The sequence below is a fragment of the Paenibacillus litoralis genome, from assembly GCF_046244365.1.
Taxonomy (GTDB): domain Bacteria; phylum Bacillota; class Bacilli; order Paenibacillales; family NBRC-103111; genus Paenibacillus_V.
This window is the reverse complement of record NZ_CP176395.1, coordinates 2,477,860-2,501,390: the sequence shown is the minus strand read 5'-3', so window position 1 is coordinate 2,501,390 and position 23,531 is coordinate 2,477,860. Positions and strand designations below refer to the sequence as shown.

Below are 23,531 nucleotides of genomic sequence, written 5' to 3'. Positions count from 1 at the left end.
GAAAGGAAATGTCAGAAAATTCTATCATAGGGAAGCGGTATCGTCAAACGGTTCGGAATCCGTTTCCGGCAAAATTCCTTGCATTGACTGAGGCGATGATCTTGTAACGAAAAAAGAAAAGAACAGCCGTCGCCAGCCGTTCTTTCCTATCGGGTTATGTGGTTCAAATCAAATCGATTTCCGGTATTTCCCCGGGTGGAACGATGGGGTGAACCGGCTTTCCCTCCACACGAACCAAGGTATAGTACTCATAATCCCCAATTACGTGGCAATCGCCCCGGATGACGCCGGGATATGCCCGGTTCAAGGAATAAACCTGGCTTTTATGGGCCTTCAAGGCTTCCCCTTTACGCAAGCGGAAATTTCCGATGCTTACTTTCCCCGTAATGGGATACCGCTCCTCAGGTCCGGAATCTTGACAATGTTCGTAATAGTGAGGAATGGAAACGTAATAGAACGCCGGCAAATCGGAACCGGAAAGCAGCTTTTCGGATAAGAGGACGGCTTGTTCCGTTGCCCGGGATACGGCAATGTGATCGGGATGTCCCGTAACGCCGTCCGGCGGGAACGTGACGACGACGTGAGGCTTTACCTCGAGTATCGTCTTCTTGATGCGTTCCGCCATTTTGTCCCTGTCCTGCTCAATGAGACTGCCGTCCGCGTAGCGATAAAGATAAAGCTCGGTAATGCCCATAAGATCGCAGGCATTCCGCAGCTCCTGTTCACGATGCAGAGCCAGTCGTTCCCGGCATGTTATTTCAAATTCCCCGGACTTGCCTTTGCATCCGGAAGTCGCGCAAATCAAGAAAGCCTCATGTCCCCGGCTGCAATACTTGGCAATCGTACCCGCACTGGCAAACGATTCGTCATCCGGATGGGCAAATACGAATAACAGCCTTTTTTTCATGCTCCTCACCTTTGTTTCATATATGAAAGTCCCATGGCAATGACGCCATAAATCGGTTCTTTACGGGCTTTGTCCGGTACGGCGAGCGGCGTAAATGCACGAAATTTTTCGATTAAAGCCTGATGGATAAAATCGTCGTTCTGAAGCACGCCGCCCTGTAATACGATTTTGAACGGGGTGTTCCGCATGTTCAGCTTACGGATAACCGCACATGCACCTTCAAAAAGCTCGTCCGCCGCGGCTACGAGCAGCTCACGGCTCACTTCGTCGCCTTTCGCCATAGCTATGCTGACCATTCGTGACAGCTCGGCCGCCTTGTCCACCGAATAATCGGCGTGATAAACCCAATTGTACAAGTCCTCGGCATTGCTCAGACCAAGATGCGGGATAATCCACTCCCCCAAACGGGTAGGCTTGCCCCTGCCGTCTTCCGCCTTTAAAATCGCGGTTATCGCTTGTTTGCCGATCCAATATCCGCTGCCTTCATCGCCTACCCGATGTCCCCAGCCACCGGCCCGAGCGCTTACCCCTTGCTCGTTGATCCCATAGATGATGGAGCCTGTCCCTGCGATGATCAGGATGCCCGGGCCTCCATCCGTCGCCCCGAGCAAGGCGGCAAATCCGTCGTTCTCGACGATTAAACTTTGTACGCGGATTTGCAACCGGTTCAATACTTCTTCCACCAACGCACGGATGACGTTCCGGTCGAATTCCGTATCGAGCCCGGCCAAGGCAAACACGGCGCAATCCACTTCCCACTCCATGTTCTCACACGTCGGTTCCCTTTTCAAGCTTATTTCACCGATCGCTCCGCGAATCGCTTCAATCAGCTCCCGGATAACCGCTTCTCTTCCCACGCCCTGATAGTTGCAAGAGCCTGCTTTTCCTTCTCCCCAAACGTTTCCCTCCGAATCCACGAAAACGGCAAGACATTTGGTTCCCCCGCCATCGACCGCCAGCAGCGGAATCCTGTATACCGGCTTCAAGACCTGCCCCATTCGGCAACCACTTGATCCAGATGCTCTTGAGCAAGCCTTGTCTTTTCTTGCGAATCCTTCAACCACGCTTGCTGCGCCTGCTGCTCTTCCTGCCGGTTTGCGATCATCCGGTTCATTTCCACCGGACTCGGTCCTCCGGGCAACGAACGGATGGCTACGAAATGGACGGGATCGAGGGTTATCCGGAGCGCTTCTTCAGTAAGGGAAACAGGCCGTCCGATCACGTCCCGGGCTACTTCGTTCACCAGGTCCAGCGTGATTTCGTTAGCGGCAAGCCCGTCGGCAATCGCTTTCTTCACGACGCCGCTGACGATGTGATGCGATTTCCGGAACGAAAGGGCATCGGTTCGGACAAGTGTATCCGCCAACTCGGTTACCGTCGCAAAACTGCCTTCCGTCCGTTTGCGAAGCATCTCTTTGTTCACATCCATCGTTCCGATGACGGACGCAAGCAGCCGGTACATTTTATCCATAATGTCGAGCGACTTCCACGCATAAGGCTGCATGTCGTCTTCCGTGTCCACGATGTCGCCGAATGGGGTATTGTGAATCATCGTAAGCACCGTATTCGCGTTTCCTACGCAGCTGGACAATATCGAACGCATATGTTCAAGCGAAACGGGATTTCGTTTCTGCGGCATGATCGAGCTGATCTGGACATAAGGAGCGGACACTTTCAATACGGCAAACTCCTGGGTACACCACAGCAGCAGGTCCTGCACGACGCGTCCCAGATTGATCGCAGCCAATTGAACGGCCGACGCGATTTCTCCGATGTAATCGGCGCCTCCGATCGCATCGTACGAGTTTTCCACAAGCCCTTCGAAAGCGAGCAGCTCCATCATCTTCTCCCTGCTAATGGCAAAGCCCGAAGTGGTAAGTGCCGCAGCCCCCATACTGCTCCTGTTGCAATTCGCATAAGCGGACACCATACGGCGAATATCCCGGCTTAAAGAATCCGCCGCCGCCATGATGTAATGAGCCAGCGTCGTAGGTTGAGCCTGCTGCGTATGGGTGTACCCGATCATGATCGTCTCCGCATGATCCTGTGCGAAAGCAAGGAGATGCTCCTTCAAATATAAGGCGGAGGAAACGGACACAAGCAGCTTCTCACGCAGGGTCATCCGGTAGATCGCAATCCCCATATCGTTACGGCTTCTGGCCAAATGAAGATTTCCAGCGACGTCTCCCGCCAAGTCGAGAAGCTGGCTTTCAACCTGGAAGAACAAATCCTCAAACTCTCCCGTATAACCGCTTTCACGCAAAGCGTTCAGGTCCAGCGCTTGAATCGCTTTGGCGATCTGGCCGGCTTCCTCCGGCGTGATCAGCTTTTGCTCGGCCAGCATAATGAGATGCGCCTTGTTGATGGCCATCATAGGTGCCAATAATTGCTTTTTCGCTTCGTTAAACGCCGGTTCCAGAACGACCTCCGTATACGTTTTTCCCGGAAACGCGCTGCCCTCCGATTCGATGATTCGTTCTCTATATCCCATGGTTGCTCTCGCCCTCCTGTTGTTCTCTCATCTGCAGCCAGTTTCGAATCAATGCGTTCATATTTACGGCGGCTTCTTCCACAATCATCTTGCCGGCTTGCAGCGTTGTCTGCTTAATTCTCCCCGTATAACCGTCCCAACCCTGCGGCTTTCCTTCCACCAAAATGTAGGGCAAAGGGGACAAAGGGGGACATGAATCTAATTCCGCATCCGAATCCGAGACGGATACCAGTTCGGGATGCATCGCTTTAACGGCGGACATCTCGTAAGGACCTCCGTGGCCCCTGCCTGTCGTCCCCTGGAAAATCCCCCAGCCGTTCGTCGTTTCCGCCGCCGCCATTTGCCACCAGTTGATGAGCAGGATGCTGGCATCCTTCCATCTGGACGTGACGAATTCGGCGACCGTCCGGGAGGTTCCCATATTCCCGTCGTGGGCGTTCAACAACACGATGTTCCGGATGCCCAATCGGCAAATCCCCTCCAGAACGTCCGACATATATTCGACGACTACCGATGGACGAATGGAAACCGTGCCGGGATAATCGCCGGTTTTTCCGGGACAGAAGGTATACGGAATCGTCGGATAAAGAAGAGGCTTTAGCGCCGGATCGATCCGTTCGGCGAATCCTCCCGCCAGAAATATGTCGGTTCCGAGCGGCGAATGCGGACCGTGATATTCCAGCGCCCCCAACGGGACAACCGCAAACCGGACCTTGTCCGCCATGCCGCCGATCTCTCTTCCATGGACATTCATTACATTCATGTGCCCCTGATGCCTCCGCTTCGGTGAACATTCGGAGGACCTTGTGAAAGGTCCTCCCGTTTTCATTTAAAGTAAAATGTATAAGATTGCGGGATTATTGCTGTTCCCAACTGATCATATTGACGAACATCCGGATTGAACCCGGCACCAGACTTGGAATCTCGCGGTACCAAACAAGCGTGCTGTAGGAATACGTACCTTTACCGTAAGGAGCGGCCAAGAAAATACCGTTAAATTGTTTTTCGCCCGCATCCGCGGTGGAAACCAGCTCCGTGTACTCTTTGCCCCATTCGGAAGGAATGTAGGCGGCGCGGTCTTGAATCCAGTTGTTCCAGTCTTCTGCGGTAATTTTATTCGGCGTATTGAGAAGCGGATGATCCGGCGCCAGCGTCGTCATTTTCGAATTTTCGTCGGTTACGCGCCATTTGATCAGCGGTGAACCGATTTTAATCGGATACGGAGCCAGATCCGGCGTCCATTTGTCTTCCGGCTTATGATATTGCACGACCAGGTTTCCGCCGTTCTCTACATAACTCAGCAGACGCTGGTTGCTCGGAATCAATTCCGGACGGAAGGCGTAAGCGCGAATACCGAGAACAATCGTATCGTACTGGGAAAGATCCCCGTACTGAATATCTTTTTCTCCCAGTTTGGTCACGTTGACGCCGACTTGCTGCAAGTACTGGTCAATATTGTCGAATCCGCTGGACACATAGCCGACCTTCAGGTTTTTCGGCACTTCCAGATCGAACGCCTGGATTTTCAGTTCCGCCGGTTGAACGAAGTACGTTTTGCCGATATGCGGGTATTGAATGACCTGCGCGCCCGAGGAGCTATCCGATACCGCGTTGCCGGCAGTTGCCTTAATCGTATAGGCGCCGTTCGCGACAGACGCAGAAGGCACAACCGTGAAGGCAAGCGACTTCGTTTCACCTTTGGCGGCAAAGCTTACGTCCTGAGCGGGATCAACGGTCCAGCCGTTCGGTACGTTCAACTTAATCGAAGCAACGGCAGCGCCCGGATTGTAATTGCGAACCGTTACTTTCACGGAGATCGGCTCTTCCGGCTTCAGCGTGTTCAGCACCGCAGCGTTCGGACTGAGCGACATCGAGAATGGAGGCAGCACCGCTACCGTAGATTGCGGAGTCACCCGGATCTTGTCGGTTACGCCATTGAACCGGTATTCCACATCCCCTGTAACAACAGGCTTGGCGTAAGGGTCAAATAATGCGGCATTCGCCGGCACCTTCACCTCGAACGTTGCCGAAACGGTCTGATTATAGCCCAGCTTCTCGAAGGTTGTGGCCCCAAGCGGCTTGACGCTCCATCCCTCGGGGGCATTCAGCTTCAGGGAAACGCCGCTAATCGCCACATTTCCTCCGTTGTAGGCGGACACCGTCATTTTGGTCGTTTGACCCGCAACGAGCTCGCCGGTTTCCGGCTTCACTTTCGCTACGAGGGAAGTCGCTTCCATGCCGGCTTTATTCAACTGCTCCTCTTTGACCTGGAGACGGAACGTCAAATCCGTTTTGGTCGCTTCATCCAAGCTCGACTTCGCTACATCGTCTAGGGCGATTTTGACGTCGGTCTTCATTTCCTGTACTTCGCGGGCCACATCGGCAAATTTCGGGTACGCGCCGATCACTTCGCCCGAATCCTTATGTAGATCGCGCAGGTCCTTGACGACTTTGTTGTCTTTGCCCTTGGCATCGAGCTCGTTCGCCAAATCCTCGAACGTAAACGCGATGCCGTCAAAGAAATCCTTTTCTTTATCTTTGCCGGTTACCGTGGACGATTCCAATTTGTAATAGCTGCTTTCCGGTCCCTCGTCCACATGTCTGCCCATGCCCTGGCTCTTGTGCATGAACCGGGATTCTTCGCCAAGCTGCACGTACGATGCGCCGTAAACCTCATCATAATCGCCGACAGGTACGGATACGTTATATGCTTTATCGTTTGCAGGCACATACAGCTTCTTGATTTGCCACGGCTTCAGTCCGTTTTTCAAATGCTCCGGAAACACCTTCGGATCTGCCGCATCCTTGAACGCGCGAACGGTAATGACATTGACCGCCCGGTGATGGCCATGTGTCGATTCTTCATTCAGAAAAGCCGGGACGACCACGTCCGGGCGCAGTTCACGGATTTTACGGATCAACCGCTCGTAAACGACGGAATCCCCCCATTTCTGCAGCGTTTCATCCGGACTTTTGGAAAATCCGAAGTCGAAAATCGGGTCATCGATTTGCTCGCTCAAATTCGCAAGCGTAATGTTGGTGATTTTGGATGCTTCCTGCAGTTCTCGGGTTCGGATAATGCCAAGGGCGTTGCCGAGCTCGCTGCCGATCTCGTTCTGTCCGCCTTCTCCGCGGTTGGCGATAACGCTTGAGGTATTCACCCCTCTGCCCAAGGAGAGGTACGCCAGCATGGCGCTGTGCTCGTCGTCGGGATGAGCCCCCGTATTCATAGCGCTGGAAATCGTCGTAAGCGGCTTGATCGACTTCCACAGATCGACGACTCCCCGGTCCGCATAGACCGGAGTTTGAGCGGCGGGCAGCAGCAGACTTCCCGCCACGGCTGCGCTGGCAACCACGGAAAACAACCTCTTGACGTTCATTTTGTTCCTCCCTTTTCCCATGAGAATGAAATGCTCTTGAGATACTGACTAGCAGGATGGCCATCCGCTATTTATCAAAACGCAGGAGTTCCCTGCGAAATGACCGAGCCGGTTATATTGCGGAACCCGCTTTGTCCCCGGTAAGCTTTCGGGAGACGAACAGGACGATAATGATGAGCGCGATTTGCAGCACGCCGTAAGCGCATGCCGTTCCGAATTCGAACGCATACATCCGCTGAAAAATCTCGACCGATATCGGAGTCGTTTTTGCCGTAAACAAAAGAATCGAAGAGACAAATTCGCCGATGCCCTGAACGAAGGCGAGCAGGGAACCTGCCAAAATGCCGTTTAACGCCATCGGGAACACGACGCGCCGGAAGCTGTACCACCAGGATGCTCCCAAATTGCGCGCCGCCTCCTCGATCGAGCCGTCCATCTGCATGAGCGTCGCCGAAGTAGAGCGGAATACAAGCGGAAGGTGGCGGACAAAGTAAGCGAGCGGAAGAATCCAGAACGTTCCGATCATGACTTGATCGAAGCTGAACACCGATCGTTCGCTGAACGCGGAAATGAGATTGACAGCCACGACGGTTCCAGGCAGCGCCCAAGGAAGCATGATCAACAGGTCGAGCACGAATTTGCCTTTGAACTTCATGCGCACCATCGCATAAGCGGCCGCCACCCCGAAGATGATGTTGCCTACGGTGGCGATAGCGCTCATCTTAAAGCTGTTTGCGATCGGCCGCCATGTCTTGCTGTCCATGAACAGATCGGCATAATGGCTAAGCGTATACTTGGGCGGCAATATTTGCACTGTCCATGTCCCGTCAACTGAAAAAGAGATGAGAACCAGCACAAGGATGGGCAGGAGCAGCACGATGACTCCGATAACGGATAAAACCATCGCCACATATTTCCCCAGCGGGCTCTTCACCTCAGTGCGGTGAACGCTGACCCCTTTGCTCATGTTCTGGTAATTGCGCAGCCCTTGATACCAACGCATGGCGAGCAGGAATAAGATCGAGACGATCGATAAAATCGTCGATTGCGCGGCCGCCATATCCAGCGATCCGTTCGTGCGCGAGAGATAGATTTGCATCGTCATCGTTCGTTCGATTCCGAAGATGAGCGGCGCCGTATAGGACGCCATCGAGATCATGAAAACAAGCAGGGACGATGCGACGAGCGCGGGGGTGAGCATGGGCAGAATGACGCGGCGCCATACGTATAACCGTCCGGCCCCTAGGTTCGCTGCCGCCTCTTCCAAGGACGGATCCAGCCCTTTGATCGCAGCCGAAGCCGTCATGTAAAAGTAGGTGTACATCGTAAACGTGTGCACCACGACTACGCCCCAAATGCCCTTCAAGGAAAAAGGCACATGGTCCATATGAAGCCACAGCTTGAGTGTCCTTGGAATAATACCGCTCTCCCCATAAAGAAAGGTGAACGATAACACCCCGATAAGCGGAGGCAGTGCCATCGGTACGAGAGCCAGCACCATTAATATTTTACGGCCCGGAAATTCGTAGCGCTCGAGCAGAAATGCCATCGCTACACCGACGATGCCGCACGAGATTACGCTGAGCACCGATATATAAACGCTGGTCCAGAGCGCTTCCAGGTTCGCCGTGTTTTTCAGGCTAAAAAATTTCTCGTAGTTTTTAAGTGAAAACTGGCCTTTAAGCGAAATGCTGTCCGTAAAGGTTTGAATAAACGGATAGACGACATAAGCGAGAAGCACCAAAAACAACGGAGCGACCAGAACATAAACGAAATAGCGGGATGACGTGAACGCATGCCATCTGTTCGTGGACGGAGCCGGCGGTTGAGGTTGTATTTTCATGACGGGCCCCCTCATCTATTCCACAAAGTAGACGCTTTCTTTCGGAATGTAAAAGGCTATGCTGTCGCCGCGTTCCCTTAGTCTATGCCCTTGGTTCACGAACATCGCTTTCAGTTGGGCCGGCCCTACCTGAGTCAAATAATTGACGCTTACTCCGGTGAATTCGGAAATAATGACCTTTCCCGTGATGACATTGTTCGTATCCGGACCTTCCCCCCGCGCTTCCAGGATCGATTCCGGACGAATGGAAACGGCCGTTTTGGAGCCGACTTTTAAATCACTCTTCTTGGAAGCGTTCTCAATAAGGCCGCATACTACCAAATCCGGCGCGATCCGAACATAGACTTCTCCGCCTTCGATTCGTTCCACCGTACCTTCCCACAAATTCGTTTCGCCGATAAAGGAAGCGACGAACCGGTTCTGCGGACGGTTGTAGATTTCTTGCGGGTTTCCGATTTGCTGGACGACGCCGCCCTGCATGACCATGATCCGATCCGACATGGCCATCGCTTCCGCCTGATCGTGCGTGACATAAATCGTAGTAATGCCAAGCTCCAGCTGGAGCCTCTTGATTTCCAGCCTCGTTTCTTCCCTCAGCTTGGCGTCCAAATTGGACAACGGTTCGTCGAGCAGCAATATTTGCGGTTCGATGACAAGTGCCCTTGCCAATGCGACCCTTTGTTGCTGACCTCCCGACAATTGATCAATCCGGCGGCTGCCGTACCCTTGCAGATGGACTTGTTTTTGCGCCCGCTCCACCTTCTCGGCAATTTCGGATTTCGATTTTTTGCGGACCTGCAGGCCGAACGCGATATTTTCAAAAACCGTCATATGCGGGAACAAGGCGTAATTTTGAAAGACCATCCCGGTATTGCGTTTATTGGGAGGCAGATTCGTTACATCCTGGCTGCCGAACCGGATCTGTCCCGAACTAGGATAGTAGAAGCCGGCAATCATCCGCAGCGTCGTCGTTTTGCCGCAGCCGCTCGGACCGAGAAAGGTGAAAAATTCGCCCGGCTTGATGTGGATGTGTACATCATCGACTCCTTTGACAGTGCCGAACTGTTTGCATACATGATCCAGTGTGACGTCGATCAAAATGGCTTCCTCCTGTTGCGATCATCGGGCGGAGCGGTTGCTCCGCCCGATAACGTCATTATTTTGCGCCTTTGCCCTTGATGCTTTGATCCCAGTAGTCCATCCATTCTTTCTCTTTCGCCGCCATAACGGTCCAATCGATTGTGAGCGGTTTCAATTCAAGCCCTTTCAGCCATGCCGGCAGCGTATCTTTGTTTATATCGCTGCGCGTAGGAATTTGGTAAAGCTTTTCGGCCAGTTCGGCGCGCAGCTTCGGTTCGAACAGGAATTCGTAGAACCTTTTCGCCGCTTCTTCGTTTTTGCTTCCTTTAATCATGCCGACACCGTCAACCAGTATAGGTGCTCCACTTTTCGGATAAATAAAATCGAACGGCTGTTTCTTCGTTTCTTTCTGAATCATGATGTCCTGCAGGTTCCAAAGGGAGAGCGCCCCTTCCTGACGGGCCAGCTTCAAATATAGGTTGGTCGGATCTTGTGCGTATTCCTTCGTATTCGCATCCAGCTTCTTCAACCATTCGTATCCTTTGGCCGGATCGTTCGCGCCTTGGCGGAAAATCATCGCGGAATAGATCGTTCTCATCGTCCCCGAAGCGAGTACGCCGCGAATAATGATTTTGTTTTTGTATTTCGGATCGAGCAATTCATCCCAATCCTTTGGCGCATCTTCCTTTTTCATCATATCCGGATTGTACATGATGACTTCGGGAAGAAGCATTTCCCCGTACCAGCGGTCTTTGGCGTCTTTGTACAGGGCCGGAATGCTGTCCGCGAAGCTTGGTTTGAAACCTTTCAGCAAATCTTCGTCCGCCGCCGTCATTAAAGCGGATTGCGTGCCCCCCCACCAGAAATCGCCCTGCGGGTTCGCTTTTTCGCCGCGCACGCGCTCCAGAATTTGCTGGGCGCCCATGGTCAGTACTTCGACCTCGATGCCCGGATTTTTCTCTTTGAATTTGGGGATGATCTCATCGACGACATTTTTGTCTCTCGCCGTATAGATTACCAGCTTTTTCGGGTCTGCCGGCTTGGCGGATTCCGCTGCCGGTTTATCGGAAGGTTTTTCCGAAGGCTTTCCGGAATCCGAACTTCCGCATGCCGTTGCCGACAATGCCAGTGAACCGATCAACACCGTTCCCAAAAAGCTTTTCATTTTACCGACTGTACGTTTCAAATAAATTCCCCCTTCATGATTGTACTAATCTTGCCATATGATTCGAAAACGTTTCCAAAGCGCTGTGCACGGCGCCAATAATCCCCGCCCTATCGCCTAAGGCAGCAATCTTGATTTGCGGAACGACAGGAACCCATGCGGATAGCATCTCTTGAATCGTTTGAACCCCTTTGTCATCAATATGAACCAATTCTCCGCTCAGAATGAGCAGCTCGGGATCCAGGACGCTTGCCACGTTAGCCATTCCGGAAGCCCAATGCTTGTAAACGTCATCCAGGAGCCGCTGCGCCTCGGCATCCCCTTCTCCGGCAACCGTGACAAGCTGCTCGATGATGCTGGACTCTTCGATGAGAGAAGGCAAAATCGCCTTTGCCTTTTCATAAATGCCCGGCACCGAGTAATTGCTTTCAAACACCCCGAATTCTCCACGTCCGCGTTTACCGATAGGACCGACCAGCATATAGCCGATTTCGCCCGCTGCTTCTTTGCTGCCCCTGTAAAGCTGGCCATTGATCAGAATACCGGCACCGATCCCCGTACCTACGTACATATTGACGAGCGTTGCCGATTCTTTCCCCACGCCTTGGTAATATTCGCCTAAAGTCATCATGTTGACATCGTTCTCGATGATGACGGGCATGCCGAGCTTTTCCTCAATTTCTTGCTGGACGGGTAGGTCCATCCATCCCGTACTCGGCGAGTAGCTGATCGTACCGTTTCTTCGCTGTGTAATCCCCGGTAAACCTACGCCTATCCCGATTAACCGGCTTTTCTCGAACCCGCTTTGTTCCAGCAGCGCCGCAAGTCCTTTCTCAAGGGCCCGGATCGCCATCTCTCCGTTGGTCGGCTGATTCAAGCGGGTATGGAAGTGGGCAAAAATTTCTCCCTTCAAATCGGCTAACGCCATTTGAATTTCACTGCCTTCGAAGACGGCCCCGACTACGGCAAAAGACTGGGAGTTGAATGCAAGCAGCGTAGGCTTTCGCCCGCCTTTCGATTCGCCCACGCCCACTTCGTGGATCAGCCCTTCGTTGATCATTTCTTCGACCAGCGAGGAAACGCAAGGACGGCTAAGCTCGGTTTCCTTGGCCAAATCGGCTCTTGACATCTGCTTCTGTCTAAGCTTGAACAGAATACCATCACGGTTCATCTGTTTGACGAATTTCGAATTTCCTGTTTGACCCCGGTTGCGCAATAAACACTCTCACTCCTTTCTTAATTAGTTAAAATGACTAACAAAGTATCTGATTAAAGTGTAATGGAGGCGCTTCCAAATGTCAACATCATTTTCAAGCGTCGATTATTCATGATCGCAAAAGGCGAACACCCTGATCCGATATCATCGGATCAGGGTGTTCGTTTGCCGAATGATTCGGCGTGTTTGGCTAATCATGACCTCGGCGTATCGCCGGCTTTCCGGATCACGTACGTGCACTTCGAGCCGCCCTTGGTCAAGCATTCCGTCCGTTCGACGTCGGCGCCGAGCAGCTTCTCGAACAGCGTCAGCTCGCATTGACACGCCTCGTTGTATTGCCCGGCTACTTGCGCGATCGGGCAGTTGAATTCCGTCAGCACGTAATTCTCTTCATCCTGCTGCTCCAGTTGGACCATATAGCCATTCGTATTCTGAATGTCGGCAAGCTCCGCGACGCGTTCCGGCAGCTCCTTGCCTTTCATTCGCTCGCCGTATTTGGCGAAAAGCTTCTCCTTGCGCCGTTCGAAAAGTCGGCCGACCAAATCCGTTCCTTCCTCCGCCTCAAGCTCTCCGAGCAAATCGAGCGTCAGATGGTGGTAATTTTTCGGAAACAGGTCGTCGGCAAGCGAGGTTAAGGAATAGAGATGGGTCGGACGTCCCATCGCTTGTCTGCTGAGCTTCGTTTCGATCAGCCCGTCCCGCTCCAGCGTATTTAAATGACGGCGCACCGCCATTTCGGTAATGCCGAGCTCTTTCGCCATGTCGCCGACGCTGAGCGGTCCTCTTGTTTTCATCATGTTCAACAACACTTTGCGTGTCGAAGATTCCTGGTCTTTGTTCATAATATCACCCCAAGGCTTTTCGGAAGAAAAGCCGTCATCGTAAGCATATCCTGGCTTTTCGGAAGAAAAGCCATCATCGTAAGCATATCCTGGCTTTTCGGAAGAAAAGCCGTCTGCGCCAAAAGCACCATCCGTAACGCCATTGTAGCGTATTTGCGGTAATAAGTAAATTAAGAAACAACTATGTATAGAAAATAGGCGAAAACCGGCAGCATCAACTTGCTTTCTCTACGATCGTGCGTACTGGTGGAAATGCTAACAAAAAAATCGGCCCTTCGCATAAAACGAAAGAGCCGATATCGCAACGGCAAGCTATTCATCGTTTCTTCCCGGCGAAAGCCGGTGCATCGTCCGGCACGACCCGAGGCTCATAGTCCGGGGACGCCCGATATTGCCCCGGCGCGCATCCAACCAGACGGGCGAACAGCCGGCTGAAGAAAGAAGGATCGTCATAACCGACAAGAGTGGCGATCGTAATGACTTTGGCGTCCGTTTCCGCAAGCAGCCGTTTGGCATGCTCGATCCGGATCCGGTGCAGCATTTCGATAACGGTATGACCGGTAACCGCTTTGAACAAACGGTTGAGTTGGCGTTCGCTGATAGAGAAGAGCTCCGTAATGGACGAAATCAGGATGCGTTCCTGATAATGCCGCTCCAGAAAGCCCCGGACGCGCCGGACAATCTGCGCTTTATCGCTGCTGCCGGTTTGAACCGTTCTGGACTGCTGCTCGTAAATGCGCGACAGACGGATCAGCAGCTCCATCAGCTTCAGCCGATTGATCGTCTGAGAGGACGGATGGCCGGCCACGTTCTCCGCGAGCATCGCCTTCAGAATGGCGAACACGGCTTCCGCATCTCGTCCTTTCAATTGCAGCCTGTGATGCAAGCGTTCCTCATTGTCGAGAAACAGCTGCACGTAGAAATAGTCCTCGGAGTTCGTCAAGTCGAGCTCGCGGAGCAGCGATTGGCGAATAACGTCCGGCATGAACATGCAGTTGATGATTTCAAGCTGCCGGCCGGGCCGGATATCGTACGTATGAATTTCTCCCGGCTTGATAATGTACAAATCGCCCGCTTCGATCGCAACCTGTTTCTCCGCGAGCATGTGAATCGCTTCCCCGCGCACGACATAGACAAGCTCGACGAAATCGTGGCTATGCGGAGAGGGGATGTTGCGGAACTGCAAATCATGGACCACGCGAGTAATCGCGAAAGATTTCCCTTGCATATAATAACTGCTGCTAAATTGTGTATCCAAACGAGCCCACCTCTTCTACATTTGGCGGCAAAGTCCGATCGGCGCGAAAGCCCGGCTTCCGAAAGCACAGAAGCTAGGATTCCGCATTTTCGTAAGTCACTGCGTATTCCGCATTCGGTATGTCCAGATGCGCTTCATACCGGTCATGACCGATTGCGCGGAAGGCTGCCGACGAGCAAAAAGGCGCCGTCTTGCTGGTCAATCGCAGGATACCCGGACTGGCACCGATCTGAATCTTAAGCATCGTCTTATCCATGTAGATACGGATGTTATCGTGTTTAGCCGGCACAACCCCGTCGAACCAAGCCAAACCGCCCAGATTCGGTTCGATCAGAAGTCGGGCGTAACCAGCTTCCAACGGTTTAACGCCCAAGAAGTATTTACCGAGCAAATAGACGGGGCCGGCTCCCCAGGCGTGGCACAGGCTCTTACCGAACGGCCGCCCGTACATCGCATACTGCTCGCAGCCCTTCACATCCTGATTATACTCTTCCCAGAAGCTGGTTGCACCCAAATCCAGCATACCGCCCCAGTAGTCGCTCATTTCGGACAGAACATGCGCATGCTTGCCGATTTCGCATAAAGCCGCAAGCTCATAGAAGCGCATGTAAGGCGTCACGATTTTGGGCACGCTGTCGTTCAGCAGCACGCGCTGCGCAACCGAGCGCTGCTGTTCCTCGTCCAGCAGCCCCAGAAGCAGCGCGAACATGCTGGCATATCTGGTCATGTCCGGCTTCACGACGCCGTTCACCCGATTATGCGCAAAGCCTCCAAGTTCGTCATCCCAGAAAGTCGCAAAAATTCGCCGCCGCAGCTCCGCCGCCCGCTTTCTTAACGATTCGGCGCGTTCGCCGTCTTCGAACATCCCGGCAAAATCAGCCGCGATCTCCAAGCTGCGGCAGAACAGCACTTGCTCAAAGCTGAGCTCTCCCTCCTTGCTCATATCCGCCCAATCGACGAACACCCAATCGCCGGGCCGTTTTTCCATCATGCCGTTCTCGTTCATTCGTCCGAGGCAGAAGTCGAGAAGACTGATCATTTTAGGATATAGGAATCGGATGAATTCGGAATCTCCCGTATGCCAATAATGGTCGTGAAGGCCGATTATCCAGTAGAACGAATAATCGAGAATCGTATTCAGATGCGTCTCTACCGGATCTTGACCGCGCAGCGCAATGAACGTTCGGCGGTTGACGGCCTCGTCGAAGAAGAGGTAATAATTGATCAGATAGCTCTGGTACGCATCGCCCGACCATACCCAGCGATCCCGTTTAATCCCGTCCAGGAAAAATTCCCGCGTGTTCAAATGAAGCGTATAGCCGGCAACGTCCCAAATCCGGTTGATCCGCTCGTCCGAACAGCGAAACTGTCCCCGGTACTCCACAGGCAAATATTCGTACAGCATCGACACGCCTCCGACTTCGACGCCAGGCTCGGCCGCGATGCGGGCGTACCGGAACGCGCGCGACGACTTGTTCGTCATATCCGGAGAGCCGCCCGCCGTCACCGTGATGCTGTCGAACGTTTCGCAATCCGTTTCCGACAACGCTTCCTCCAGCGATTCCCCATAATAGACCATTACTCTTCCGGCTCCCTGCAAGCCATGCAAGCGGATATAACCGAACGTCTCTTTGCCGAAATCGGCAAGCAGCGAGCCGTCTTCGCGCAGCTGGATATCGCTAGGCTCCATGCTCACCGTCTCCAGACGATATTGCGTCGGGCGATCCGAAGGCGAGTCAAAATGCCAGAAGCCCGGCTCGTGCCACTTCCGGTTTCCGTTGGATACCTGCCAGCTCCTATTGCTCACGATTGTGCTTCCTTGCAAAAATAAAGCGGGCAGCTCCGCATTGACGACCGCAACGGTTAGTCTATGCTTCCCCTTGGGCAGTGTCAGTCTTCCGGTCGTTTCCTCTACAGAGATCATCAGGGTGTCGATCATGACATGATACCGGCCTTCTACCGTCAGCATCGCCTCTTCGTTTTCAGCCAGCTCATATACGCATTCGAATTTCACTTTGTAGAAAGGCGAATCGAGCCGATAAAACGGAGGGTACATGCTCCCCCGCTCTTCCCTGCGCACGCTAACTTCCCGGTGAAGCCATATTTCAAAATCCCTGGATACCATATCCACGTCGCTTGTTTGCTCTCCTTAAACGTCATGCTTCATGCTCCTTCGCTGAAAGTTTGTCATTCTCGTGAGCGCAGGATTGATCAATCGGCATTAGTCCGCATCTGCTGTGCGATCACACCATTAAGCATACTCCAACGCCGCAAACAATCATGGCGAATTCCGCCGAAATCATGGCCGATCCCGCCAAAGTACTGCTATGGAAGAAACCAAGCTGCTACGTCGGCGGCGGTTTTGCGCAGAATCCGAACAAACAAGGATAAACGCCTTACGCGTCTTTTGATGCCGTACGTTTGCCGAGACGATGAACAATCAACGGAGATAACCTTTCTGAATCGTCAAAAAAACCGCGCTGCTTGCCGCAGGCGGTCGGTAACCGGTAAGTCGTTATTCGGCTGGCGGAGTAAAGGTGCGTTGGGAAAACTCCGTGTCCAGCATGAAAAAGGCGTTGCTGTCCTTGTCGATCCGTTTCAGCTTGTTGATGATGCTGTCGAACATCGCTTCTTCCTCAACCTGCTCGTCGATAAACCATTTGAGGAACTGGATGGTCGCATGCTCGCGGTCGTTCATCGCCAAATCGGACAGATGATAAATGCGTCTGGTTACTTCCTGCTCGTGCTCGTAGGCGTGCTCGAATGCTTGAAGCACGGATGCATACTCGTTGTTCGGCGCATCGAAGCCGGTAAATTCCACTCTTTTTCCGCGATCGTTCAAATATTTGTATATTTTCATCGCGTGAAACCGTTCTTCCTCTGCCTGCACGATGAAAAAATTCGCGAAGCCGTCCAGGCTTTCGGCGGAGCAATATCCGGCTATGGCCATATAGACATGGGCGGAATAAAATTCGAAGTTCATTTGTTCGTTCAAAGACGTAATCAACGGTTCTTTCAACATCATCGCCACAACCTTTCTACTCTATGCTCGGTTTCGTTTCCCTCGAGTATAAGATTACCAGTTTTTCAACAGGTAATTCAACCCGAAGACGGAACAAAACGCAATTTTCGAGCGATCGGACAATTCGAGAAAGGACAAACCCGCATTTGAACGGGATTTCGGAGCGTCTATCGGCAACTAGCTTTCTCGGCTTGTCAGCCGATTAGCTCCTTCAACTGCCGGTATAACAGCTCGGGCGTCGTGGCGCATAGCGTTTCTTTTTTGCCCACCATGACGACGCACTGCTTGGAGCATAGCTTGCAGCAGCCGAGACAATCCCTTTTTTTATGCTTGATTTCGGGAAATTCGGATTTTAGCGATTTATAGACGGGTTTAGAACCGTTTTTCAAATTCCTGCAGCAGTATTTGATTTTTTTCATCGGTCTATTCACTCCCGTCTTTGATTCTCAACAATAATGATGATAATGGTTATCATTTTCATTGTCAACGGTTTTTTCAATCGCATTTTGCGCAAAAAAAGAAGCTTGTTCGCCGTATGGCAAAACAAGCTTCCTTTAAGACAGTGATCGGACAAAGCTAAGCAAGCTCCTTCTTGATGAATGCGCGCACATCCTCCGAAAACTTGCGAAGTACGGCGGGCAGCTCCGCGACAAGGGGGTGCAGCACGTTTCTGTCGAACGAAATATAATCCTGCACGAGCGGCCGGCGCAGCTTCACAAGCTCGGTCAAAGTCGCGCCCGTTTCGGCGCCGAATACCTGCTCCTGGCGTAAAATATCGATGATGTCCTCGTAGCTGCTCGCATCCCGCATAATAAACCCGTCGATCATCAGGCTGCCGATATCCGTAACGGTTTCGATCGCAAGATGAAGCGCACGTTCCTGCGCGAAACGGACGAGCAGTTGGTCCGCGCTCCAAGCGGACGGAAGCTGTTCGCAGGCCTCGACAACGGAGGAGATGAATTGGAGCCGCTGCTCGATTTGTTCTTCATTTACATAGTACATCCTTATGCACTACCTTCTTTTCCGTTTTTTGAATTTGGCCCAGAGAATCACGACAACGAATGTAAACGCCATAACGACGACAAGCGTAACCGCCTGCATCGGGTATTCCATCGCGATATTCGTCTCCAGCGGCAAATTTCCCAGACTCATATGACTTCCTCCTAGATCGTCCCGCCCCTGCCGTATCTGCAAGCGATACGCTTTAGTTGCAGGTTAGGGTGTTAGCCTCGCCGCTCCGCCAATAAGCCCAATGGTTCGTCGGTCCGTGACCGGCCCCGAGGCCAAGCTCCTCGCGGATCGCGAGCGTAATGAAATGCTTGGCGGTTTGCACCGCTTCCTGCAAGGCATTGCCTTTGGCAAGCTGAGCCGCAATAGCGGCGGAGAACGTGCAGCCCGTACCGTGCGTGTGCCGCGTAACGTGCCGCTTCGCCGCAAAGTAGTGCAGCTCTTTGCCGTCGTACAGCACATCGGTCGGTTCGCCGTCCATATGGCCGCCTTTGACGACCGCGGCACCTGCGCCGTATTCGTCTACGATGATGCGCGCCGCCTTCTCCATATCGGCCATCGTGGCGATCGCGAGACCTGTCAGCACTTCCGCTTCCGGAACGTTCGGCGTGACGACCGCGGCAAGGGGCAGCAGCAGCTTCCGAAGGGCGTCCTTCGCGTCGTCGACCAGCAGCGCCGCCCCGCCCTTGGCGACCATCACCGGATCGATAACCAAGTTGGGCAGACGGTGCTGCTTCACCTTAGCCGCGACAAGCTCGATTACGGCAGGCTGTGACAGCATGCCGGTCTTGGCCGCGTCGACGCCGATATCGGAAACGACCGCATCGATCTGCTTTTCGATCCCTTCGAGCGGAATATCGTAAATGCCGTGCACGCCAAGCGTATTTTGCGCCGTTATGGCGGTCAGCGCGGACATGCCGTACACCTCGAGCATTTGGAACGTTTTGAGATCGGCTTGGATGCCTGCGCCGCCGCCGCTATCCGAGCCGGCAATCGTGAGCGCTCTTGGAATCATGGCCATTTGCGCAGCCTCCTTTTATCATCATGGGCATTGCGATTCATCCTTACGCGCAACCTATCATTTTTCAGTGTATCCGTCCATAGGACGAGCGTCAAGTGACGCGGTCGTGACGTTCACAAGCTTTTCTTTTGACGTAAGAACGCACGCTTTGCTATAGTAGCACCATACGAACACCCCCGGTAAAATCGTGTTGCTGAACCGATTCCACCCATGGGGAACGATAGGAGGCGGCCGACGTTATGTCGACGCATGTTTTGCATCTGATCACGACGGGGAAGCAGACGCTGGAAGAAGTGACGGCCAGATTGTCCCACTGTCCGCCGAACTGCATCGATGCTCTGCATATTCGCGAAAAATCCCGCAGTGCCAAAGAGATACTCGACTGGTATAATAAACTGCGTACCGCACTGCCCGGCACCGCCATTTATGTCAACGACAGACTTGACGCTGCGGCTGCCGTAGCGGCTCCAGGCGTCCAGCTTGGTTATACTAGCTTGCCTCCATATTTGGCTAGAACGATTATGCCGCAAGGGACGCGCATCGGCTTATCCGTGCATAGCTTGGACGAAGCGGCCCGGGCTCGCGCCGAGGGCGCCGATTATATATTGTTCGGACATATTTTTGCTACGGGCTCCAAAGAAGGACTCGCTCCGCGCGGATTGGAAGCGCTGGCCGCCGTCGTGAATGCGGCGGAGGCGCCGGTCATCGCCATCGGCGGAATCGAACCCGGCAACGTGGAAGACGTGCTATCGACCGGCTGCGCGGGAATCGCCGTTTTGTCCGGCATTTTGGCGCATGATGATCCTGCCGGGCAAACGCTGCGCTATCGGGAAAAGCTCGATGGCAGCCGCTACACGCCGAAAATCGCTTTTTGATGCGTAGGATAACCTGGTTGGTTCGTTAGTGAAGCTGGGTTCACTAATAGTGAAGGAAAGTTCACTATTTGCATGCTAAATAGAGGAAACGGAAGGTTTAGTGAAGGAAACTTCACTATTAAAGCCCAAATGTTCACTATTAGTTACCTATAGTTCACTATCAAGATAAAATGGGTCAAACTTCAGCGTAAATAGTGAAGTTACGTTCACTAATAATGAAGTTTGCTTCACTAAACCGTAGCTAGTTGATATGTTAGACAACCGTCGGCGCATGAACAAGTAGTTGGAGCGTTAGACAACCGTCGGCGCATGAACAAGTAGTTGGAGCGTTAGACAACCGTCGGCGCATGAACAAGTAGTTGGAGCGTTAGACAACCGTCGGCGCATGAATAAGTAGTGAAACGACAGCTCGTTAGCCGCAAAGCAGGACTCCAGATCTTCGGCCATCCGCTTCTGCAGCGCTAACTTTTACTTTAAGGGGATTATTTGAGGAGGGATTTCGATGACGACACGTGAATCGGCCATCGTCGTCGGCGGCGGGATCATCGGGTGTTCCATCGCTTATGAATTGACCAAACGGGGATTTGCCGTCACGCTGCTTGATAAAGGCGGCTTGAACGAAGAAGCGTCGACAGCCGCAGCCGGCATGCTGGGGGCGCATGTGGAGATTCATCAGGACGGCCCGTTTTACGAGCTGTGCAAGGAAAGCCAGCGTTTGTACCGCCCTTGGACGGAGGAGCTCTTCGAGCTGACCGGCATCTCGCCGCAATATACGGCGGAAGGAATCGTCCGTGCGGCGCTGTCGGAGGAAGACGAGCAGGAGCTGCGCGGCAGGACGCCCTGGATCGGCTGCTCTTGGCTTGAGACGGATGAAATCCGCAAACTGGAGCCGGCGCTGTCTCCTCATGTTCGCGGCGGACTCTATTTCGAGAGCGATCACCAGATTCATCCGCTGCATCTGGCCCGCTCGCTGCAAGCTGTACTGCAGCAGTCCGGCTGCCGGATTATGCCGTGGACGCCGGCGCTTGGAATCATCCGCGAAAACGGCCGCATTCGCGGCGTTCGCAGCCCGCAAGGACCGCTTTATGCCGATCAGATTATCGTCACGGCGGGTGCCTGGGGCGGCGAGCTGCTTGAAGGAACCGGACTCAAGCTCCCGCTTTTTCCGGTCAAAGGACAGTGCTTCGCCGTCCGACCCGCTTCGCTGCCGATCCGCAAAACCGCGTTTACCCAGGGCTGCTACATCATTCCGCGCCAGGACGGAACGCTTACGATCGGCGCTACGCAGCTGGAAGTCGGCTTCGACAAGTCGCCGACGGCAGCCGGTATCGCCGCCGTCTATGCCAAGGCCGAGGCTTTGCTGCCTGCGGTAAAAGACGCAAGGTTCCTCAAAACCTGGGCAGGCTTGCGCCCCGGTACGCCGGACGGCTTGCCGTATATCGGCAAGGTAGCCGATGCCCCTGGCTTGATCGTCGCTACAGGACACTACCGTAACGGGATCCTGCTTGCGCCGGTAACGGCGGAACTGATCGGCCGGCTTGCGTCAGGAGAAGCGCCTGCGACGGATTTGACGCCGTATTCCCCCGAGCGGGTTCATGCGGCTAAAGCTTAACTAACTGCTCGCGTTGCATGCGCTCCAGCGACCGTCCAAAAAGTCCTCCGAAGAAACCGGCCCTCCGCTTTCTTCGGAGGACTTTTCTCGTAACGGCGTTCTAACGCTCCTTCATCCTGCGACACACGACCGTGCGCCATGTTGTCCGAATCGATTTTCGCTCGACGCTTTTCAGTGAGGAATAGAATGCGCGCTCTAAACCGTTCCGCATTCTCCAGCGCCCCCGGCAAAAGGAAGTCATTCAATACGTCATCCGTCCGAAAAGTAAAGCAAATAGCGGAAACCAGCCCGTAGTGGTTCTCTAAAAAGTATGCCCTAGCTTTGACCCCTACTTTATCAGGCGGCATCCGCCGCACAATAAAAAACCCGCTTCCGGACGAAAGCGAGTTTGCCTTATTGTTAACGTATCGTTCAGCCTTTTGGCTCGAATTTCAAGCACGGGGTTCCGGACGACTGCCTGACGACGATCGAAGGCATTTGCGAACTTTTGAAATCGAAAAATTTGCAGCCGCGCGGAAAATTTTTGTCCCAGGTTACATAGTAATAGCGGCATTTCATGCAGTCGATTCTTCTCGCTTCCATATGCATATCGTTGATGCCTACCCCCGCTGTAATCTCGCTAGCAGTGCCCATTTTCGTTCGGAGCGCCGTTTGTATTTGGGCAGGCTGCGATAAATTTGCACCGTTTCGCGGAACGCATCCTTCGCCTCCGCCGCTCTGCCAAGCTGTGCATACAGCTTGCCGAGCCGGTAGTATGCCTCGCAAGAAGAAGAGTGCTCGGTGCGGAACTGCATCAAATAGGAAATCGCTTTACCCGGGTCGCTTTCGGCGAACGCTTCGCCTAGCTTCAAATAAGGCTCCCCGTATTTGAGGCGGGGGTTCATTTGAAGACTTTGCAGCACGAGACGCTCTCCTTCGGCTATATCGCCGAGCTTCAGCCGGCAAAAGCCGGTTTCATAGATAACCTCCGCCGAGTCGTCCATGATCGGACGAACCTGCTCAAGATAATCTAGCGCTTCCTTGTATTTCTTCTTCTCGATCAGCAGCCGGGCCGCCTCCAGTTTGCCGCTTGTATGATGCGGACTTGCCGCAAGCTCCTGACGCAGCCGGGCCAATTTCCGGCTTCTCTTGAACGGCTTGACGAAGCTAGGCATCAGGCCGATGAAGCGCCTGTCGAGCAAATATAGAATGGCCAGCAATACAAGCAAAGCCAATATCGGATTACCGAGCAGCCGCCAGAGCAGCACAAAGCCTATAATTTTCCCCATGCGAACCCTCCCCACTTATTCCCATTCTATCATAAAAGCGATGGCGCCGGAAACGGCAAAAGACGCCCTGCTGCGAGGATCGCGGCAGAAGCGTCCGAGTTTCTTCCTTAAAACAAATCATCGAAAACGTCGAATACCGTTTTTTTCTTCTTATGCTTGCCGTAGCCGTATTGGCCCTGCTGCCCGTTGTAGGGGTTCTGTTTATTGTCGTCGTAGCCGCTGCTGCGATTGTAATCGTCATGCTTCGCATGCTTTCTGTAGTCGTCATCGTCATCATGATCGCGGCGATCGTTCCACTGCTCGTAGCTTTGCCGAACCTCGCGCATTCCCTGGGTCAGCTTCTCCAGTTCGCCGCGATCCAGCCATACCCCTTTGCAATCCGGACAAACGTCGATCATGATCCCGTTCTTGTCCACTTCCCTCATCCGTACGTCATGGCATACCGGACATTTCATGGCCATTCCTCCAAACGTGATTGAATCGTATCCCTAGCTTTTCCTACGTTTGACATGCTGATCCGTTTCGCCTTTTTTATCGGGCGTG

General features: G+C 53.3%; 21 protein-coding genes. 2 read left to right on the top strand and 19 right to left on the bottom strand.

The annotated features are described in order from the left end of the window. Window positions 1–163: 163 nt before the first annotated feature. From ACKGJP_RS10070 to thiD, 17 genes are all read right to left on the bottom strand, one after another. Entirely contained in the window at window positions 164–907 is a 744-nt protein-coding gene (locus ACKGJP_RS10070; RefSeq protein WP_409345520.1) for a PIG-L deacetylase family protein, read from the bottom strand. 5 nt (window positions 908–912) lie between these two features. Then, the gene (locus tag ACKGJP_RS10065; protein WP_409345519.1) at window positions 913–1,905 is read right to left on the bottom strand and encodes an N-acetylglucosamine kinase; all 993 of its coding nucleotides are present in this window, start codon (window positions 1,903–1,905) and stop codon (window positions 913–915) included. Beyond that, window positions 1,890–3,398, bottom strand: a complete 1,509-nt coding sequence (gene argH / locus ACKGJP_RS10060) for an argininosuccinate lyase (RefSeq protein WP_409345518.1) — start codon at window positions 3,396–3,398, stop codon at window positions 1,890–1,892. The genes ACKGJP_RS10065 and argH overlap by 16 nt, the downstream gene beginning before the upstream one ends. Beyond that, window positions 3,388–4,161, bottom strand: a complete 774-nt coding sequence (locus ACKGJP_RS10055; RefSeq protein ID WP_409345517.1) for a creatininase family protein — start codon at window positions 4,159–4,161, stop codon at window positions 3,388–3,390. Before ACKGJP_RS10055 ends, argH begins: the two co-directional genes overlap by 11 nt. Window positions 4,162–4,255: 94 nt before the next feature. After that, window positions 4,256–6,778, bottom strand: coding sequence for an NEW3 domain-containing protein (locus ACKGJP_RS10050; RefSeq protein ID WP_409345516.1), 2,523 nt, complete (start codon window positions 6,776–6,778; stop codon window positions 4,256–4,258). A gap of 112 nt (window positions 6,779–6,890) precedes the next feature. After that, the gene (locus ACKGJP_RS10045) at window positions 6,891–8,621 is read right to left on the bottom strand and encodes an ABC transporter permease (protein ID WP_409345515.1); all 1,731 of its coding nucleotides are present in this window, start codon (window positions 8,619–8,621) and stop codon (window positions 6,891–6,893) included. A gap of 15 nt (window positions 8,622–8,636) precedes the next feature. Further along, on the bottom strand, window positions 8,637–9,719 hold the full coding sequence (locus ACKGJP_RS10040) for an ABC transporter ATP-binding protein (protein WP_409345514.1): 1,083 nt from the start codon (window positions 9,717–9,719) through the stop codon (window positions 8,637–8,639). A 58-nt stretch (window positions 9,720–9,777) separates the two neighbouring features. Next, window positions 9,778–10,887, bottom strand: coding sequence for an extracellular solute-binding protein (locus tag ACKGJP_RS10035; protein WP_409345513.1), 1,110 nt, complete (start codon window positions 10,885–10,887; stop codon window positions 9,778–9,780). A 13-nt stretch (window positions 10,888–10,900) separates the two neighbouring features. Continuing rightward, a complete protein-coding gene (locus ACKGJP_RS10030; protein WP_409345512.1) occupies window positions 10,901–12,082 on the bottom strand; it encodes an ROK family protein in 1,182 nt (393 codons plus the stop codon). Window positions 12,083–12,276: 194 nt separating this feature from the next. Next, on the bottom strand, window positions 12,277–12,924 hold the full coding sequence (locus ACKGJP_RS10025) for a helix-turn-helix transcriptional regulator (RefSeq protein WP_409345511.1): 648 nt from the start codon (window positions 12,922–12,924) through the stop codon (window positions 12,277–12,279). Between the two features lie 316 nt (window positions 12,925–13,240). Continuing rightward, a complete protein-coding gene (locus ACKGJP_RS10020) occupies window positions 13,241–14,182 on the bottom strand; it encodes a helix-turn-helix domain-containing protein (RefSeq protein WP_409345510.1) in 942 nt (313 codons plus the stop codon). A gap of 73 nt (window positions 14,183–14,255) precedes the next feature. Beyond that, window positions 14,256–16,307, bottom strand: coding sequence for an alpha-rhamnosidase (locus ACKGJP_RS10015; RefSeq protein ID WP_409347121.1), 2,052 nt, complete (start codon window positions 16,305–16,307; stop codon window positions 14,256–14,258). A gap of 390 nt (window positions 16,308–16,697) precedes the next feature. Continuing rightward, window positions 16,698–17,204, bottom strand: a complete 507-nt coding sequence (locus ACKGJP_RS10010) for a ferritin (protein ID WP_409347120.1) — start codon at window positions 17,202–17,204, stop codon at window positions 16,698–16,700. Window positions 17,205–17,398: 194 nt separating this feature from the next. Then, a complete protein-coding gene (locus ACKGJP_RS10005) occupies window positions 17,399–17,623 on the bottom strand; it encodes a DUF1450 domain-containing protein (protein WP_409345509.1) in 225 nt (74 codons plus the stop codon). Between the two features lie 157 nt (window positions 17,624–17,780). After that, window positions 17,781–18,206, bottom strand: a complete 426-nt coding sequence (locus tag ACKGJP_RS10000; RefSeq protein WP_409345508.1) for a DUF86 domain-containing protein — start codon at window positions 18,204–18,206, stop codon at window positions 17,781–17,783. A 9-nt stretch (window positions 18,207–18,215) separates the two neighbouring features. Further along, the gene (locus tag ACKGJP_RS09995; protein ID WP_409345507.1) at window positions 18,216–18,356 is read right to left on the bottom strand and encodes a hypothetical protein; all 141 of its coding nucleotides are present in this window, start codon (window positions 18,354–18,356) and stop codon (window positions 18,216–18,218) included. A gap of 52 nt (window positions 18,357–18,408) precedes the next feature. Then, window positions 18,409–19,227, bottom strand: a complete 819-nt coding sequence (gene thiD / locus ACKGJP_RS09990; RefSeq protein WP_409347119.1) for a bifunctional hydroxymethylpyrimidine kinase/phosphomethylpyrimidine kinase — start codon at window positions 19,225–19,227, stop codon at window positions 18,409–18,411. 245 nt (window positions 19,228–19,472) lie between these two features. On the opposite strand from thiD, the gene ACKGJP_RS09985 reads away from it, so the two are divergent. Further along, window positions 19,473–20,108 carry a thiamine phosphate synthase gene (locus ACKGJP_RS09985; RefSeq protein WP_409345506.1) on the top strand — a complete coding sequence of 212 codons (636 nt, stop codon included), beginning with the start codon at window positions 19,473–19,475 and terminating at the stop codon, window positions 20,106–20,108. A gap of 502 nt (window positions 20,109–20,610) precedes the next feature. Continuing rightward, window positions 20,611–21,720 carry a glycine oxidase ThiO gene (gene thiO / locus ACKGJP_RS09980; protein WP_409345505.1) on the top strand — a complete coding sequence of 370 codons (1,110 nt, stop codon included), beginning with the start codon at window positions 20,611–20,613 and terminating at the stop codon, window positions 21,718–21,720. Window positions 21,721–22,319: 599 nt separating this feature from the next. Here the strand turns inward: thiO and ACKGJP_RS09975 are convergent. Beyond that, window positions 22,320–22,988 carry a tetratricopeptide repeat protein gene (locus ACKGJP_RS09975; RefSeq protein ID WP_409345504.1) on the bottom strand — a complete coding sequence of 223 codons (669 nt, stop codon included), beginning with the start codon at window positions 22,986–22,988 and terminating at the stop codon, window positions 22,320–22,322. A 107-nt stretch (window positions 22,989–23,095) separates the two neighbouring features. Then, window positions 23,096–23,443: a zf-TFIIB domain-containing protein gene (locus ACKGJP_RS09970; RefSeq protein ID WP_409345503.1), complete on the bottom strand. Its 348-nt coding sequence runs from the start codon at window positions 23,441–23,443 to the stop codon at window positions 23,096–23,098. Between the last annotated feature and the right edge of the window lie 88 nt (window positions 23,444–23,531).